Here is an 18,610-nt window from a genome sequence, read left to right on the forward strand (position 1 = left end):
GGTAATAAATAATTTGTATGGAAATCTAAACCCCACTTTCGCTTTTGAATGTAGCTATCCGACTATCTCTTAATCCATCGAGTTTGAATTGATGTGTCTGTATTTGAAAAAGTAATAATGTAAACACCAGGGTTCATTTCTTGCAGTTTGTCGGATAATCTGACCTCGCTAAAGCTAAATGATGAAATCAATGCTCCCTGTGTCGAATTAATCGAGACTTGAGTATATTCAGACTTAAAGGTTTCAGGTAAGCTTACCCAGATTTTTCCCATTGAATGTGGGTTTGGATAGATAGTAAGTTGATCTGCTAAAGATGGAAGCTTCCCCTCAAGTCTTACAACTTCGCTCCATGATTCCTGGCCAAAGAAATCAACCACTCTGATTTGATAGTAAGACGTTAGGGATTGTGAATAGTTTTCGTCTTTGAATGAGTAAAAAGTTGGAGTTTCAGAATTTCCTTGGCTTGGGATTTCCCCGATTTTCAGCCAGTTTTCCAACCCGTTTTCCGAAGTGTAGATTTCAAACTTTTCATTGTCCTTTTCACTTGCCACTGACCAGGTGATCTGACGACTATTCCCTTTGACTTGGGCAGAAACAGAAAGCCAGGTCACCGGAAGAATGCTCAGGGTTCTGAAACTTCCTACGGTGAAGTTTTTATCAGAAAGATCGTCAAAGGTTAGACTTCGTATTGCCCAAAGGTTGTCCGTGTCTGAGCTTTCTATATGTGTCCCGGGTGCGGCATAACCAGTACAAACCAACCTAAGATCTTCCGGTTCATCAACGATTAAGTTTTTAGCTGAAATTCTCAATTCCAGCGGGTTTGAACTTGAATTTAGTCCAGAAAAATTAAAGTAGCTGAATAGTCTGTATAGAATTGGAGTTGCGTCTGAATCGCTGAATCCGGGATTGAAATCAGCGCCATTATATTCTGTATAGTCGATTGTAAGATCTCCTCCTGCATTTGTACCCAGCATCTGAACCTTTCTTATACCGCCATGGTACCGATCACCAAATGGGAAAGTAGCGTTAGAAGCCTCAAAGCTAGTGGGAGCGTTGGCATAAGTAAAGGAAGTGAGATTCTCCCAAGAACCTCCTTGATAATCCAAAGTGCCGTCGCTTGAGGTATTTATAGTTAGGGTGTTGTTCTGGAAATTCAGTTTACCGTCCTGCATGCTGAGGTTTCGAAGGACGGTGAGGTTTTGATCAAAGGCAACTTCACCCCCGGATTTGTTTACAGTCAGATCTTGTGGGTTTAATGCAAAGCCGGAAATAATTTGATCTTCGGCTCCTTCAAAAGTCAGGTGGGTATTATTCATCTGAAATTGACCAGTTCCGGATTGAGTGATATTTCCCGTTACTGAAATCGCAGGAGGGAGAGTGACATTTTGGGAGCCCTGGATTTCTAAGTCATGGAATTTTAGTGGCAATACAGAACTAGCGAAAGATTTAGAAATGAAATTCTGTGTTCCTGAGTTTTTATTGAAGGTCACTTTGCCATTAAGTTGAAAATTTGCAGCTTCGATTTGAGGGGATGTGCCTTCTAGGATTAATTCTCCACCGGATTGGAGATCGAAAAGCGCGGCACTAAGGGAAGCTGATCTGAATAAAATATCACTGTCACAATCAGAAACAAGTTTTGCCCCTGGTTCAATATGGAATTCCCCATAGTCACCTGATCCATAAATAGTAGTTTCAGTGTTGAATGAGAAAGTAGGACACTTACTGGGAGCCGAATTATTATCTATTTTTTGATAAACAGATCCCGATTTTATAGTAAAACTTAAAGCTTTGAAAGCTTCTTCTATGATTAATTCTACACTTGGGCCAGGATCAAAAACTACCGAGTACCTACTTCTATCAGATTGACCCGTCCATGTATCAAGTTTAATAATGGCTCTGGAATTTCCCTTGAAAGTCAGCGTACTAGTTATTGAGTTTCCTATCCAATTAATGCTGTTCCAAGCTCTATTAGGTATTCCTGGGGCAGCTCCATCAAACCCTTGTAAACTGCCGTAAATATCTAGATTATTTCCGTTTAGGTTTAATTTTTCGCCAGCACTTGCCTGGGCGTTGATAAATACACTCTTCGCTTCCTCATCTCCAGTCAGTGTCACTAAGTGCCCTACATCTATGTAAATATCATTTGTCTGTCCAGGCTTTATGGATGCTGCTGACCAGACAGTCCCATCAAATATTTCCCAAATATTGATATTTCCATAATTACCTGATGCAACGCTGCGGTATGCTCCAATTTCCTGTCCTAAGGAAGCGTTTAAGACTAGGCACCAAAATGCAACTGCCAAGAATATAAGGTATATTCGGCTGTGAAAAAGAGCCCTACAGGCCAACGTTTTGCCCCGTGTTTTCATGCGAAAAAATATTCATTAAAAAAACGTCTATTAATTTAGGGAAATGAATTATAAAAAAATAGTAATTAGTTTGATTTTTTTGCTGACTGTCAGTGGTTTATCTTCTTTGAGCGCCCAGCAGTACCAGATCAGCCTTCTAACCTGCGATCCTGGAGAGATGATTTATACCTCCTTTGGGCATAGCGGAATCCGCGTGCTGGATCTGAGTACGGGCAGAGATGTGGTCTATAATTATGGGACTTTTGACTTTGGCGCGCCTAATTTTGTGCTGAATTTTGCCGGGGGCAGACTGGATTACTACCTCTCGGTTTCGACTTTTGATCGCTTTATCGCAGAATACGATTACTTCCAGCGTAGCGTTCGGGAGCAGGTTTTAAATCTGAATGAACAGCAGAAGTTGGACTTGATTAGCTTCCTGGAAACGAACTACCTGCCTGAGAACCGGGCTTATCGATACGACTTTTTCTTTGACAACTGTGCAACACGCGTGCGTGATGCGATTGGGTCGGTATTGGGAGATCAGCTGGTCTGGAATGATGAAGTGCAGGAGCCTGTGGACAAGACCTTTCGGGAATTGATTGATGAGATGGTGTATTTTATGTCCTGGTCAGATTTGGGAATTGACTTGGCACTGGGTTCTCGCTTGGATAGAGATGCCACTCCGCAGGAAGAGCAGTTTCTGCCCAAATATGTCGAAGCATCTTTTTCCCGTGCAGAGATACAAGGCGATGGGCCTACCCGTCCGCTGGTAGGGAAAAGCAGGGTAATTCTTGATTTTGAAAAACCTGAGGGATCTTTTGGAGCGATAAACCCTTATTGGATTTTCTGGGTAGTGGCGCTTATTTTCACAGCGATCACATTCATAGGATTCAAGAAGAAAAAGCTGTTTCTAGGATTTGATATTGTGTTTTTTGGCATTTTGGGAATCATAGGTTTGGTGATAGCTGCGCTTTGGATTGGTTCAGAGATTCCCTCTACGAAGTATAACTGGAACATACTCTGGGCATTTCCGGGGCATCTGGTTTTAGCCTTCGTTTTTTTCAAAAAAACACTCCAACCTTGGGTATTGAGATACTTGCTCTTTGCTTTGATTATGGCTGATATAGCAGTAGTTTTTTGGATTATGGGCTGGCAATCTTTTCATCCAAGTCTGATTCCCTTGCTTTTGGTGCTGATCCTGAGAACGAACTATTTGTATTATAACATCGGGAAATTTAGGCCTGTCAAAAAGTAATATGTAGATCCGCTTTTCTAGCAGCAAGGAGGCAAAAGCAATTTAGGATATGTTAAACTTATTAATTGAAGCCGCTTCGGTCTTCGGTCATCGGTCTTCCGACCTGCTAAGGAAGAATCTAAGGTGACTGGCATCATTGCTGATAATCTTATAAAGTAATTTTCTCTTTCCCTCCAAACTTTTGCATAGGGAATTGGTGTTGGGTATTTTCGGACGAAGCTTATGGAATTCAAACTTACCTCAGATTATCAGCCTACCGGAGATCAGCCCAAGGCAATAGCTGAACTCACCAAGGGTATCAATAATGGAGAACAGGCCCAGGTCTTACTGGGTGTGACGGGTTCTGGTAAAACTTTTACCGTGGCCAATCTGATCCAACAAACCCAGAAACCCACGCTGGTCTTGAGTCATAATAAGACGCTTGCTGCCCAGCTTTACGGTGAGTTCAAGCAGTTTTTCCCTGAAAATGCCGTCGAGTATTTTATTTCATACTACGATTATTATCAGCCGGAGGCATTTATCCCGACTTCGGGAACTTATATAGAAAAGGATCTCTCCATCAATGAGGAGATCGAAAAGCTAAGACTAAGTGCTTCTTCGGCTTTGCTTACCGGACGTAGGGATGTGATCGTTGTGGCTTCGGTTTCCTGCATCTATGGTATAGGGAATCCTGATGAGTTTGGAAAAAATGTCATCAAGCTTCAGGAAGGCGACCGGATTCCTAGAAATCAGTTGCTCTTTAAGCTGGTGGATATTTTATATAGCAGAACCCAGCATGACTTAACTCGGGGGACTTTCCGGGTGAAAGGAGACACGGTAGATATTTTTGTTGCTTATGCTGACTGGGGATACCGGATTTTCTTTTGGGGAGATGAGATAGAGGCGATTCAGCGTTTTGATCCAGCAACTGGCAAAAAGCTCAATGATGAAAAAATCATTTCCATATTTCCCGCAAACCTGTTTGTAACTGGAAAAGACACCTTGCAAACGGCTATTCATGAGATCCAATATGATATGGTGGATCAGGTGAATTTCTTCGAAAGAGAGGGTAAATTCATGGAAGCAAAACGACTTCAAGAGCGAACCGAATTTGACCTAGAAATGATGCGGGAACTGGGCTATTGCTCAGGTGTCGAAAACTACTCCAGGTATTTTGATAGACGAGCTCCAGGGGCTAGGCCTTTCTGCTTGCTGGATTATTTCCCGGATGATTTTCTACTTGTGGTGGATGAAAGCCACGTCACCTTACCCCAAGTTCGCGCTATGTGGGGTGGAGATAGATCCCGTAAAATCAATTTGGTTGACTTTGGTTTTAGGCTTCCTTCTGCTTTGGACAACCGTCCTTTGAAGTTTGAAGAGTTTCAGGATCTGACGAATCAGGTGATTTATGTTTCGGCTACCCCTGCGGATTATGAGTTGTCACTGACGGAAGGTGTGGTGGTGGAGCAAATCATTCGTCCTACTGGATTGTTGGATCCTACGATCGAAGTGAGACCAAGCCAGAATCAAATCGATGATTTGCTGGAGGAAATAGACCAGACGATCAAAAGTGGTGCGAGAACCTTGGTGACCACGCTGACCAAACGGATGGCGGAGGAGCTTCAAAAGTTTTTGGAAAGAGCTGGTGTGAAATCACGCTATATCCACTCGGAAGTAAAAACCTTAGATAGGGTAGAGATATTGAGGGAATTGAGGTTGGGGATTTTCGATGTACTTGTGGGTGTGAACCTGCTAAGAGAGGGATTGGATTTGCCGGAGGTATCCTTGGTGGCAATATTGGATGCGGATAAGGAAGGTTTCCTCAGAAATGAGCGAAGTTTGGTGCAGACTATAGGTCGTGCGGCACGAAACTCAGAAGGGCGTGTGATTATGTATGCGGATAAAATCACGGACTCCATGCAGTCCGCGATTGATGAAACCAAGCGGAGACGTGCCTTGCAGATCGAGTATAATACTGCAAATGGTATTACTCCGACTACGATCTTAAAGTCACATGACAAGATTATGGGGCAGACCAAGGTGGCAGACTCGAAGAAAAATGCCAAGTTCTATGCGGAGCCTATGCCTGGCGAGGAAAGTATGGCTGCAGATCCTGTGGTGCAATATCTAAGTAAGGATAAGTTGGAGAAATTGATAGCTCAGACCCAGAAGTTAATGGAGAAAGCTGCTAAGGAACTTAACTTTATGGAAGCTGCCAGACTTCGTGATGAGTGGCAATCCCAAAAATCCAGGTTGGAGCAGCTAAATCGAGGTGTTAGTAAGTAGTTTTTCTACTACAATGTTAAAGTTCACAAAATATAAAACTATGTATTCTATGTGTCTATGTGGTCAAAAGGAAAACCACATAGAAGCATAGGTGTCATAGGAAATAAATAAAGCATTCTAAAAGTACACTAAAAAGGTGCATCGCGATAGTTGCCTAAATCGAGGACTTATTTAACTATTGTTGAAGATTAGAATGTGCAATTATTTCTATAATATATAAATAATGACACTCCAAGAGGTGAAGTTGCTTGCTGCGAAAGGCGAGGGGCAAAGGATAGAATTCAAAAAGAAAGCGACTTTTCCTGAAAAGATTGTTAGGGAGTTAATCGCCTTTGCAAATACTTCAGGGGGCGATTTATTGATCGGAGTGGATGATGACGGGACTGTTAGTGGTCAGCGGTTTATTGAGGAAGAGATTTTTGTGATGGAAAAGGCGATCAAAGAGCTGATTTTTCCTCGGTTAGATTATGAGTTGTTTTCGCTGAAACTCAATGAGAAAAAGGGAGTCGCCGTTTTCAAAGTTCCAATAAGTCCCAACCGCCCGCATTACCTCAAGGAGAAAGACCGAAAGCAAGCATTTATTCGAGTGGCAGACCGCTCTGTAAAGGCGAGTAGAGAAGTTTGGGAAATATTGCGGAGGGGGAAAAATCCTCGGGATATGGTTTTTACCTATGGGAGAAAGGAAGAGATATTGATGAAGGCTCTTGGCGAATCAGAGAAAATCACGCTCAAGGAATTTGCGAAACTGGCGAATCTGCCAAAATTTCTGGCTTCCAAAACCTTGGTTCGCTTGGTTTTGGCCAATGTACTTCAAATCCATCCGCAGGAATCGGAGGATTATTTTACGTTGAAGGAGTAAGGGCGTGCTATTCGGGATTTGCAATCCCGAATTTCACTTGGGTTGGGTAGAAAGAGAAGAAGATTATGTGTGGAGTAGTGCGGCGGGATATTTTGGGATAAAAAAAGGAATGCTTGAATTGGCTGAGTTTGGGTGACTAGGGTTGAGCTTAGTTGGTTTATATGGATTATAAATCCAACGGATCGGCCTCGGGATTGCAAATCCCGAGGAGCGGTGAAATTGGCGAATCTACCAAAGTTTTTGGCCTCCAAAACCTTGGTGCGCTTGGTTTTGGCCAAAGTACTTCAAATCCATCCGCAGGAGTCGGAGGATTATTTTATGTTGAAGGACTAAGGGCATGCTATTCGGGATTTGCAATCCCGAATTTCACTCGGGTTGGGTAGAAAGAGAAGAACATTATGTGTGGAGTAGTGCGGCGGGATATTTTGGGATAAAAAAAGGAATGCTTGAATTGGCTGATTTTGGGTGACTAGGGTTGAGCTTAGTTGGTTTATAAGGATTATAAATCCAACGGATAAGCCTCGGGATTACAAACCCTGAGGAGCGTCCATAGGTAGTTTTATCCCGGTCCTTTCTGTAAAGCCAATATTCCCTTGCAGTCCGCCGGTGTGGATCATCAGCACTTTTGAGCCTCTTGGATAATAGCGGACACGGATGAGCTCCCAGAGTCCAAATGCCATTTTCCCTGTGTAAATAGGATCAAGTACGATCCCGAAGTTTTCGTAAAACCACCAGATAAATTCGATTAACTTTTCATGGTATTTCGCATATCCTCCAAAGTGGAATTGTGTTAGGATAGAATATTGGCCTTCGCTGTAGATGCGGTGTATCCGGATTAGTTCGCTTACTTCTTTATTTATAAAGTTCCCTTTTAAGGAAGAGAATCCTGTAAGGTATTGTGTGGATGAAAGAGAAGCATACAGTCCTGCGAATGTGCCTCCAGTACCTATAGAGGAGCAGATAAAAGAAAATTGCTGATCTTCTGGGCCCAGAATTTCCGAGGTTCCCTGGATCGCCAATCCGTTGGTTCCCCCTTCAGGAATTAGGTAAAAATCTCCAAATCTCTCTTTCAGTTCCACCAGAAATTCAGATTCCGCTTTATTTCTATAGGCAGTTCTGTCAATAAAGTGAAGTTCCATGCCCGCTTTTTCGGCACTGGAAAGGGTGTGATTGAAGGGTTTAACACCCTCACCCCTGATCAGCCCAATGCATTCCAAACCTTCAGCTTTTGCTGCTTGGGAAGTTGCGTAGATATGGTTGGAATAAGCTCCTCCAAAAGTCAACACCTTGTTCTTTCCTTCCTTTTTGGCTTGATCCAGATTGTGTCTGAGTTTGAAAAACTTGTTTCCAGAAACCTCCGGATGGACTAAATCCAAGCGTTTGACTGCCAATTCTATCCCCTTTTCCTCTAAAAAAGAATGTGTAAGAAACTGATTAGGTACAGGGTTTGGGCGGAGCATTGGTCGTGCTTTTTTGTTAAGGTATCAAAGTTAAGCTTGATAATCCTATTTTTGCAGCATGAGCATGCAACAAGAGGAAGATTTTGATGAGGAGGAGTTAGAGCTATACGAACATTTTAAGTTTGTAATAGACAAAGGCCAGACGCCCATCAGGATTGATAAGTTTTTAACAGGCAAAATAGCTTTCGCCACACGCAATAAAATCCAACAGGCCATAGATGCAGGGGCTATTCAGGTGAATGGGGAATCTATCAAGGGGAGTTACAAGGTAAAGCCGCTTGATGATATACGTGTGATGATGGGCAAGCCACCACGTGATACGGAAGTGCTGCCTGAGGATATTCCACTTGATTTTGTCTATGAGGATAAGCAGTTGCTCGTAGTAAACAAGCCTGCGGGCATGGTGGTGCATCCAGCTCATGGGAACTGGTCCGGCACTTTAGTGAATGGGTTGGTACATCATTTTCAGAATCTACCTGAGATGAAGGGGAATGAAGGCAGGCCAGGGCTGGTACATCGAATCGACAAGGATACCTCTGGATTGCTGGTGATCGCCAAATCTGAAGATGCCATGACATTTCTTGCAAAACAGTTTTTCCACCATACCATAGAGCGCACTTACCTGGCATTGGTGTGGGGAGAGCCTGAAGAGGATGCAGGTACAGTTGTAGGTCATGTAGGAAGAAGTGCCAAAAACCGTAAAATCATGGATGTCTTTCCGGACGGAAGTCAGGGCAAGCATGCTGTAACTCATTGGAAAGTGCTGAAGCGATTACGATATGTTTCGCTGATCCAGTGTAATCTGGAAACTGGACGCACCCATCAGATCCGGGCACATATGAAATTCTTGGGACATCCGCTTTTCAATGATGCAACTTATGGAGGAGATAAAATCCGCAAGGGAACCCAATTCTCGAAGTATAAGACTTTTGTCCAAAATGCATTTGATCTTTTACCAAGGCAGGCATTACATGCCATGTCTTTGGGATTCATTCACCCAGTCACCAATGAAAAACTATATTTTGAAGCACCGCTTCCTGAGGATTTTCAATCTGTTCTCGATAAATGGGATAACTATGTGAATTTCGAATAGCATCACTTTCATTAGTGAATAGCCAATATTTCTATAGATTTTATGTTGATTCATTAACAAAATGGCTGTTTTTAGGCCGTATTGATAATATTGTGGCCTATCATTGAAAAATAGTCAATATACGGCTCTATATTATTATCGTTTTTAACGATACTTCATTTTTCAATCGTTTTCATTAAAAATACTGTAAATATTCAGTTTTATTTTTGAATTATTTGCAATAAATAAACCGACCTTCTATATTTGAATCATACAAAGAGGGAATAACAAACGGTTTACTCTCAAAGCACTCAAAATACATTGAAATTACACTACACTGTAGGATGTTGAAATTGGCAGACAAGCCCTCCTGTCTCGGGGGTGGAGGTCATAGGATAAAGCATTTAGCGAGCTCGTAAATTTGCCTAACTACTCCGTGGAGGTTCGAATCCTTCTCCTACAGCAGGTTATTTTGGGTTTATTGTTAATTGACTAAAACCATGAAATTTTGTTTCGTGGTTTTTTTTATGCCTTTTTTTATTTTAGATGGATTTTGCCTTTGTTCTAATTAGCCCAATAAGATTTGGTGTATATAGGTGGCAACCTCCATTATTAAATCATTAATTACTATACCTATATTTGGTGATTAATTATTGATATTTCAAATAATTTCTTTTTAATATATGTTTACTGTAAAAAAGTAAATTAAATCTTGTCAAAATTTTAATAAACCAATGATATCTCTAATTTTGACCCAGCAAAATAAAAAATGGAAGAGCTGATTGGTTTTGCGCTCCTTTAGAAACTTTGCTTATCAGACCTATTAAACTTTGATTTTCTAAAAATCAATAGAATTGGCAAAAGGCCAGTTAAGAGTAACATTCCACATTGTAGGATGTTGAAATTGGCAGACAAGCCCTCCTGTCTCGGGGGTGGAGAATCAAGTAAAAAGCGTAATTCAACCGGACTATTGCCTAACTTCTCCGTGGAGGTTCGAATCCTTCTCCTACAGCATATAAAGCAGCACTCATGTGCTGCTTTTTTCGTTTAAATTTGTCTTAAATGTCTAATTTAGACAAAACGACCAACTGAATGAGCGAGGCCCACAAAGACAAGCATTCGAAACACCCTTTTCGAAAGAAAGTAGTGAGGTGGGTGATGTTTACTTTTTTAGCCATACTTTTTCTGGAATTTGTAGTTTATTTTGGTTCCAACCTATTGCTGTCGAGTTGGGCTAGGAGCAAAATCAATGAAGCGGCAAAGGATATATATCTAGTTGATTTCAATCGGGTAAGGTTTTCCTTGCTCAGACGGGGCGTATTCATGGACGGCATCGTCATGAAGCCAATAGGGGATCGCAAACCCGGGCAAAATCAGGCATTGTTTGATTTGACCTTGGATGAATTGGCTTTGAAAAAACTCTGGTTTGACTTCTCTGAGGGCATCTTGTATGTGGGTGAATTGGAATTTGATAATCCAAATATCAGTATGGATTTGCCTCCTAAATCCAATCAAACCGAGGGTAAGCAAAATGAAAACGAGAAAGGATCCCCTGTCAAAGCTCTTGAAGAGGAACTAAAGAAGATAATAGATAAGGCTAATTTCACTGGGGTATATATTCGTGAACTGGAAATCGATCATGCCGATTTATTCTTCTTGAATTTCCTAAGCCAAAATTCCTTAAAAGCGGAGAATACCAGGTTGCTTGTAAAGGATATCAACTGGGCGACTAAGGAGGAATGGGAGACTCCCTTTAATGCCAGGGGATTTGAGTTTGATCTTGACAATGTAAACTTCCCGCTTCCTGATGGTGTGCATTCGATAAAATCTGAGAAGGTTTTTGTGAGTTCATTGGATAACAGGATTTTAATCAATGGTTTTCAGCTGACCCCAGATAGGACTGCCCAAAGCAAATCTTATTATGATGTGTATTTGAGTGAACTACGAGTTGGAAATGTGGACTTGAATGAGGCTTTTATGTCCTCAAATGTTCTTATAGATGAGATAGTTTTAAATGATCCACACTTCAAAGTGGAGCAAAATGCCATCAGTGAGAAGGATAGTACAGCAAGTGGTGATCTAAACGAATTGATTCAGGGTATTCTCAAGTCTTTTGAGGTTCAGGAATTATCAGTGAATAATGGAAAGTTTTCCACTTATAGTTTGGCTGATACGCTAAAGAATAGGATTGATATCCAAAAGCTTGACTTTAAGATGATCAATTTTTACCTGGGTGCAGATGAGTCCAGAAAAGTCAATCAATTTTTCTATGGGGAGGAAGCAGCAATGGATATAGAAAAAGCTGATTTGTACTTATCCGATGAGGTCCACGTAATTTATGCTGATGGAGTAAGTGTGTCCTCTTTCAAAGACGAAATTATAGTTGAAAATATCAGGGTAGAACCAAGAGAGGATGCTTTGAAAAATGATCTTGCGAAGCACATCATGAGGATTTCACTGCCAAAACTCGCCCTGACGAATACTAATTTGAAACGCCTTTACAATGAGGGTGTTTTTACTATTGAGGAGATGCTAATTCAGTCTCCAAAAGTTGAAATCACCGAACTTAGAAAATCTGAAGAAACTACAGAAAGGGTACCAGTAAAAGAACTTCTAAAGGGGTATATGGATGAGCTGTCCATCGGAAAAATGGACTTGAGAGATGGTGAAGTTCAGTTTAAAAATGAGATGGGAGTGCGGAGTGACGATATAGGTTTTGAGAAATTCAGCCTGTTATTGGAAAAAGTCTTTTTGCAACCTAATCTGGATACAGATGTGAGAAACCAATTCCTTGCCGAAGAGATGGTGCTAAGTCTAGACAAATATAGGTTGAAGCTCAGGGATAATCTACATGAGTTTTTGGCTGATAAGGTGTTGATAGATAGCAAGAATTCTTTGGTCGTTGTGAATAATTTTACGCTGAGGCCTGAGAATCCGGATTCTACTCAGGTTATACTTGATAGCTATGGCAAGTCTGTGATTCTTGATATTTCCATTCCAGAGTTTCGGGTAGAAGGAATCGACCTGATGTCGGCATATTTGGATGAGAAGTTGGTTATCAAGCGGATTCTGGTTCCTTCTCCGGTGGCTAATTTTACCCGGTTCAGGAAGAAAAAAATTGGAAGCATTCCTGTCAATCAGGTAGAATCTCCTGATGAGATCAAAGATTTGCTGACTTCTTATTTTTCGACCATACAGATCGATTCGGTTAGTTTCAGTAATGGTCAGGTGCAGTATCAGAATTTTGCAGGGAAAAAGAACCTTTCCCTCAGCGAAGATAGTCTGTCGCTGAGTTTGAAGGGTTTTTACTTAGAGAAAGGAATGGCAAAAAGTCCTGGACGAACATTTTTTTCGGATGAAATCAACCTCATTTTAAGGAAATACGATTTTAGCGTGGCTGGAGGGGATTACGACGTGGATACAGATGGGCTTCGTTTTAATTCCCAGTCCAAAACAATTGTTGTAGATAATTTGACGCTGAGTCCAAGTAGCACCATCAGGAGTAAAATTGCATTTTCCCTGCGTCTTCCAAGCGTAACGCTAGAAGGGGTGGACATTGAATCTTTTCTGTTTGAAAATCAGTTGCAGCTCGACAAACTGGCAGTGGATGGAAGCACGATAAATCTGGAAATCAACAGAAATTATCAGCAGGAGGAAAATGAAGAAAATTCTATGGAAGACACAGGAAAGACACTTCCAAAGGCAGTGGAGCTGGTTTCAATAGCTAAAATAGAAGCAACAAATTCCAATTTGAGTCTAAATTATAAGGTGGGAAAGGATGATTTTGAATCTATACAAACGGATTTTGATCTAGGGATAACCGGCTTGAATCTCGACTCGGCAGCCAATGCCAGAAAGGATATTGCCGGCTTGTTTGATGAGATCAATCTGACCTTGAATGATTTTTCATATACTTTGCCTGATAGTATTCACACCATTAGGTTCTCTAATCTTTTTGTGGATAATTCAGCCGATGAGACAGTGTTTTCCAATTTTGAAGTAGCTCCTGCTACTATCACCGGCTATCCGGGAAAGCCTATTTTTTCCGCCACCATCGATGAACTGGGAGTAAGAAATAATAGCATCCGGGATATACAATCTACTGGGGTATTTGATATCACCCAACTCAGAATGCTGAATCCAAAAATCGATGTTTATCTTGATCAATCCAGTAAAACGCCAAGAGAGAACTCTTCCAAAGATTCATTGAAATCGAGCGAAGTGGGGCTGGTGGAGTCTATTTTGCTTCAGGATATTCTGATCAACAATGGTGCGATAGCCTTGCATGATAAAGAATCAGGTCTGATTCCAAGAATGGCTTTTAACAAGGTCAACCTTGCATTGCAAGGGCTGGATTTCGATTTCTTAAATAGCAAAACAAATCTAAATCCTCAGATTTTGTTGGAAAAGGACCTGAGTCTTTCGCTTTCGAATTATCAGGTTTATACAAAAGATAGTCTCAACAAATTCAATATTGGAAAAATCAGGTACTTGGGAAATACCTTGATTCTGGATAGTATATATTACCAGCCCGCCATGGGACGCTATGAATATTTGAGGAAAAAGGGCTACCAGGACAATGCTATGGACGCTTTTGTGGAGAGGGTACAACTTGAAGAGATAGATTTTGATGCCTATTTTCTTAACCAAAGCCTAAAAGCGGATGTTTTGCGGGTTGATGGGCTAAAATTGGATGTGTTTAGGGATAAAAGAATACCTCAGAAGGAAGGGCTAGTTAAGCCTATGCCTCAGGAATTGATGCAGAATGCGCCCTTTGATATGGAATTGGATTCAGTGGTTTTACGAAACGGGTTGATACGGTATCAGGAATTTGCTCCCAAAGCTATGCTACCAGGCGTAATCAGATTTGAAGAGCTAAATGCTTCGATTGCTCCCTTTGCCATGAAAAAAAACAGCGAGGAATTTCCGTTAAAATCAAGTATGGTGGAGGCTAGAGCTAAATTGATGGGAGATGGGGAAGTAAAGCTAACTGCAGATATGTTTTTTGGGGCACCTTATCCCATGGATGTGAATGTGGAACTGGGTGAGTTTGATCTCACACTCTTGAATAGCATGCTAGCCAACGGGTTGTTTATAAAAGTCGTAGATGGGCGGGTGACCGATGGAAAGTGGAATTTCCGTATGGATGATGAGGAGGCTATCGGTAAGATGAACTTCAAATACAAGGATCTGAAGATAGCTTTTCTTGATTCGCTGACATTGGAAAGAGGTCATGGAAAGCTGGGTCTGATCACGTTCCTGGCCAATACGTTTACCAGAAGTAACAATCCCCGTAAATTCTTTAACCGTCGTGTGACTTCCGATGTCTATTTTGAGCGGGACAAGTCCAAGTTCATATTTGGAGGCTGGTGGCGCGCGACTTTCAGTGGGCTTAAGGGCAGTCTGGGATTGGGACAACCAAAGATCCCAAAGAAGGAGGAAGAGGAGGAGTGATCAGTTTTCAGTGATCAGTCGCAGTTAGAGCTTGTTTTGATTCCTGCCGAAAAGAGCTAGTAGTTTCATTGTGGCATTCCAGAAACAGATTCTACTGGTAAAATGAAAAAAGCCGATCCAGTAATTGAATCGGCTTTTTAGATTTTAAAAATTGGAGGTTTAGTTCAATTTTCCTTCGGTGTCATCGTAGTCACCTGTGATAGTAACCCCGGCACTTTTGTTTACTCGACCATAAATTGTGATGGAGTTACCCGAGCCAACAAATTCAATGCTTGATCCGCCGTTTAGGTTTAAGTCTCCATAAATGACAATAGAACCGGAAAGTATCAATTTGGAATTGACATTCATCTGGGTATTTCCATTGTATTGTCCAAAAGCAAAAGAGCCATAGATCTCAGTTAAAGAACCACCATTTAAATTGAATTGGTTTTTCACTGCAAGAGAACCACAGAATTTGAAATTGCTGTTATTGTTGATGGTATTGAACGAAGCAGCTCCGGAGAATGCTTTAGTTTCGCCTCCATTGACATTTAGATTGTTGGATCCGCTGTAGGCTGGTAGCCCTTCACATGCGGCAGCTGTAGTGTCTTCCTGTTTGTTGATTTTCAAAATCTGCAGACCTCCAAAACCAGTTGCCACGAAAACAAACTCCTCTTCATTTCTCACGAAGTTGGAAGAACCATCCAGATCCAATACGCCATATTCTTTAATTGCTCCGAGATCAGATACGTCTGAAATAGAAATACCTGCTGCGCCATTTGCCATAAATAGCAGATTATTATCCACTGAAACAGCATTGGTGACAATATCACCTTCAGCTACATCCGTAGGGCGGATAGGAATAGCAAGTTTTTGTACCAGGCTACCATCAACCATTTTATAAATGCCTGCTCCATTAGCTCCTTCGGATACAAATAGATTTCCGTTTTCTATATCCAAGGTTCTTTTTGCGCCAGCTACATCTAGGGTTAGCGGGATACTGATCACCTCAGAAAGGCTGTTAGGGTCTAAAATATGAACTCCAGATGAACCGCTAAGTACCGCTAGTTTATCACTTCCGAATGCTACTGCTCGTAGATCTTCCATTTCAGAAGAATTTCCAGCAGTCTGAGTAGCATCAAAAAGACCGATTACTCCGTCATTTCCACTGGTGACAGCTGTGTTGGAATTTGTGTTTGCAACATCTGTAGCTACAAAACCAGGAAGAGAAGTGTACACAAAGTCTGAGGTAAATCTCCCGCCGGACACAGATACAGTGATCAGATTGGCAGGGGAAGTCACATCAGAATTTTCGTCAATATTCACGGCCGCAGCTAGGTAAAGCTTTCCGTTTTTGTATTCCAAAGCGCTAATGTCAGTGTCACTGAAAGTTGCCTGCTCGGTGATCGTAGGACTATAAGGGTTGCTGATATCAAAAATATCTACAGCCCCTAGGTAAGTGTCACCTTCCATGTTGTAAGAGACGTAAGCATAATCGCCATCTATATCCACATGTGTAGCACGTAGTGTCTGCCCCTCTACTTCAGGAGCATCCACTTGGGAAACTAAAATCAATGGAAGATCTGAAGATTCTTCCTGTATTCTTCCTTCAGGAGCAGATGGGTCAATGAGCCCGATTACCCCGGCATTATCCAGTTTCACACGGGCAGTGAGCGCTTCACTGTCGGAGTTGATTGTAATTGGACCATCGTTGAGAGGATCCGTGGTGTCATTACAGGAATAAAGACCTAGCGCAAGTGCTAAGCCAAAGAGCAAATGTTTTTTCATAATTTAGTTTACAAGCCCGCTTTTTATATAGAGGGATAAATGAATTTGAAATACTTAATTTTGGAATTTAATTCCGATGAGCGTACTAATTCAAGCGATACTTCCGAATTAATGATTCATAGCTGGCAAAATTGGTATAAAATTTTGATTTATATCAATACTTTCCCATTGGAATCATAGATAATTCAAAATAATCGCGCAAATGTAGAAATAGTATTGAATTTCCAATTGATTAAGCATCAATAATTTGCTTGTTTTTTGAGGAGGAAATGAAATCAGGAATAAATAGCCAGCTTGCTAAGCATTGGAATGACTTAGTTTCTCAGCAATTTGAGTTGTTGGGCATTTGCGCCCCAGCGGATGTCGAGTATATATAATCCGGCTTTTTTGCTGAGAAGCCATTCGGAAACTACTAGGGAAATATCTTCTGGAGAAGTGAGCATAGTTGATTCGCCCTCGCCCAGCATATTTACCAAACGCAAAGAAATCAGCTCGTCCTGATATTGGTTAAGTTGCAGTAGTTCCACGGATATTTCTGAACCTATGGTGCTTGGGTTGGGGTAGGCTACCCAGACTGACTTGCTGTCTATGGCATCCACTTGGATAGCTCTTGTCCTGCTGTAGCTGTATTTTCCAGAGAAGTCCAATTGTTTTAGTCTATAGAAAATATTACCTCCGGTTTTTGGCAGATCAGTGTCTGTAAAGCTGTATTCCACAGGTCCATCCGAATAGCCATTGCCTTCCACTCTCCCTATAGTTTCCCATTCTTTGACTGAGTTCACAGCTCGCTCGATCTCGAAGTGGGAGTTTTCCCATTCTTTGGCTGTGGACCAGTCGATTAGGGCAGAGCGGTGTTGGGGTTGGTAGGTTACGTTGAAGGAGAGGAATTCTACTGGGAGGATGCGGCATCCGCCGTAGTATGATGTACCACTACTGGAAACATTTGAATTTGGTCCGGGGACTAGTGGGTAAGCTCCAGTAACAGTACCTGCAGGTAACCTCGCATCACAAATTACTAAAGAGCTAGAATTATAGGTTCTAATCCAGCCCGAATTACCTATTGATAAATTCCCCTGTATTAAAACATCTGCCTCATTATGAGTTTCTAGTTTTGCCTCGCCTGTATTAGGAAGGTTGACATTTGATTGAAAAGTAACTAATGATTGATCGTAAATTCTCATTGGACTACTTATTGTAGTTTGACCAGTCACAGTGACATTTGAATTTCCTCTGATATTAACTGAGCCGGGTCCAGAGCTTGTAATATCTAGGTCTCCTCCAATAGAGATTTTTCCATTGTCGAAAGAATTAATAGCGTAATTGTTTACTGTGAGTTTACCTGTAGTTTTGAGTTCTCCATTTCCATAGATGTTTAAGGATGTTGATCCTATATTACTAGAGCTTATAGAGTTTGCAGATAAAAGCCCTCTAATTGAAATTGCTGCGATTCCAGTTAAGTTAAATTGATTGTTAACTATAAATTGTCCACCAGTATTTACATTAACAATAAGGTTATTTCCACCACTATTATTTATACTGAGATTTCCCGAAAAAGTTAATGCACCCCCTGAATTCACGGTTACTGAATGAAATAACCCACCTCCTATATTCACATTTCCACTACTGTTTGTGATTGGGTGATTTATAACAATTTTAATTTGGCAGTTTGGGCTCCATACAGGCCCAAGTGGAGGAATACCTGAATTATTTTGAGTTCCACACCCATCTGGATTTGTCTTGAACCACGCTGATGTGCTATTCCAGTTTGTACTATTGCCTGTAGTTGTATAAGTCTGCCCCCACACCTCTCCACTCCAGAAAATCTGGGCGTAGCAGAAAATTAGAAAAACGAACAGAAATCTGCTTTTCATTGTGGGAGTAAACCTAAGTTTCGAGTAAAATAATTTTTGCTCTTAAAGGGGATAAGCAAAAAGGGTTAATTTGGGGTGATTATTTTCAAATGCAAATATAAGACAATCAAATACGATAAATTGTTTCCATTTGGACTTATTTATTGAGAAAAAAATTTTAAAACACTTATTGTGAGTGTTTTATGAAGGGTTTGATTGTTTTCCTCATTGGGGATGCAACAATGAGTTAATTTTTTCTCTGATTTTACGCTTTTTTGCC

Annotated in this window: 10 protein-coding genes; 6 read left to right on the forward strand and 4 right to left on the reverse strand. The window is 41.1% G+C overall.

Translation table 11 applies throughout. The features are described from left to right. Window positions 1-62: 62 nt before the first annotated feature. The gene (locus tag BM386_RS14605; RefSeq protein WP_170857106.1) at window positions 63-2,303 is read right to left on the reverse strand and encodes a T9SS type A sorting domain-containing protein; all 2,241 of its coding nucleotides are present in this window, start codon (window positions 2,301-2,303) and stop codon (window positions 63-65) included. Between the two features lie 109 nt (window positions 2,304-2,412). Between BM386_RS14605 and BM386_RS14610 the strand changes: the two genes are divergently transcribed. The 4 genes from BM386_RS14610 (at window position 2,413) to BM386_RS24050 (ending at window position 7,110) form a co-directional block, all read left to right on the forward strand. Then, the gene (locus tag BM386_RS14610) at window positions 2,413-3,603 is read left to right on the forward strand and encodes a lipoprotein N-acyltransferase Lnb domain-containing protein (protein ID WP_091695654.1); all 1,191 of its coding nucleotides are present in this window, start codon (window positions 2,413-2,415) and stop codon (window positions 3,601-3,603) included. Window positions 3,604-3,825: 222 nt separating this feature from the next. Continuing rightward, window positions 3,826-5,868 carry an excinuclease ABC subunit UvrB gene (gene uvrB / locus BM386_RS14615; RefSeq protein WP_091695656.1) on the forward strand — a complete coding sequence of 681 codons (2,043 nt, stop codon included), beginning with the start codon at window positions 3,826-3,828 and terminating at the stop codon, window positions 5,866-5,868. 223 nt (window positions 5,869-6,091) lie between these two features. Continuing rightward, window positions 6,092-6,727 (forward strand): AlbA family DNA-binding domain-containing protein, encoded by a 636-nt coding sequence (locus BM386_RS14620; RefSeq protein WP_091695658.1) that lies wholly within the window; start codon window positions 6,092-6,094, stop codon window positions 6,725-6,727. Between the two features lie 161 nt (window positions 6,728-6,888). Then, window positions 6,889-7,110 (forward strand): hypothetical protein, encoded by a 222-nt coding sequence (locus BM386_RS24050; RefSeq protein WP_091695659.1) that lies wholly within the window; start codon window positions 6,889-6,891, stop codon window positions 7,108-7,110. A 144-nt stretch (window positions 7,111-7,254) separates the two neighbouring features. On the opposite strand, the gene BM386_RS14630 is transcribed toward BM386_RS24050, so the two are convergent. Continuing rightward, entirely contained in the window at window positions 7,255-8,187 is a 933-nt protein-coding gene (locus BM386_RS14630) for a 1-aminocyclopropane-1-carboxylate deaminase/D-cysteine desulfhydrase (protein WP_091695661.1), read from the reverse strand. Between the two features lie 58 nt (window positions 8,188-8,245). Between BM386_RS14630 and BM386_RS14635 the strand changes: the two genes are divergently transcribed. Next, window positions 8,246-9,280: an RluA family pseudouridine synthase gene (locus tag BM386_RS14635; protein ID WP_425285311.1), complete on the forward strand. Its 1,035-nt coding sequence runs from the start codon at window positions 8,246-8,248 to the stop codon at window positions 9,278-9,280. Between the two features lie 1,071 nt (window positions 9,281-10,351). Beyond that, window positions 10,352-14,713 (forward strand): AsmA family protein, encoded by a 4,362-nt coding sequence (locus BM386_RS14640; RefSeq protein WP_139235930.1) that lies wholly within the window; start codon window positions 10,352-10,354, stop codon window positions 14,711-14,713. Between the two features lie 159 nt (window positions 14,714-14,872). On the opposite strand, the gene BM386_RS14645 is transcribed toward BM386_RS14640, so the two are convergent. Then, on the reverse strand, window positions 14,873-16,480 hold the full coding sequence (locus BM386_RS14645) for an LVIVD repeat-containing protein (RefSeq protein ID WP_244545537.1): 1,608 nt from the start codon (window positions 16,478-16,480) through the stop codon (window positions 14,873-14,875). A gap of 314 nt (window positions 16,481-16,794) precedes the next feature. After that, window positions 16,795-18,351 (reverse strand): hypothetical protein, encoded by a 1,557-nt coding sequence (locus BM386_RS14650; protein ID WP_091695666.1) that lies wholly within the window; start codon window positions 18,349-18,351, stop codon window positions 16,795-16,797. Window positions 18,352-18,610 lie beyond the last annotated feature (259 nt).

Source organism: Algoriphagus locisalis, from assembly GCF_900116615.1.
In the GTDB taxonomy this organism is placed as follows: domain Bacteria; phylum Bacteroidota; class Bacteroidia; order Cytophagales; family Cyclobacteriaceae; genus Algoriphagus; species Algoriphagus locisalis.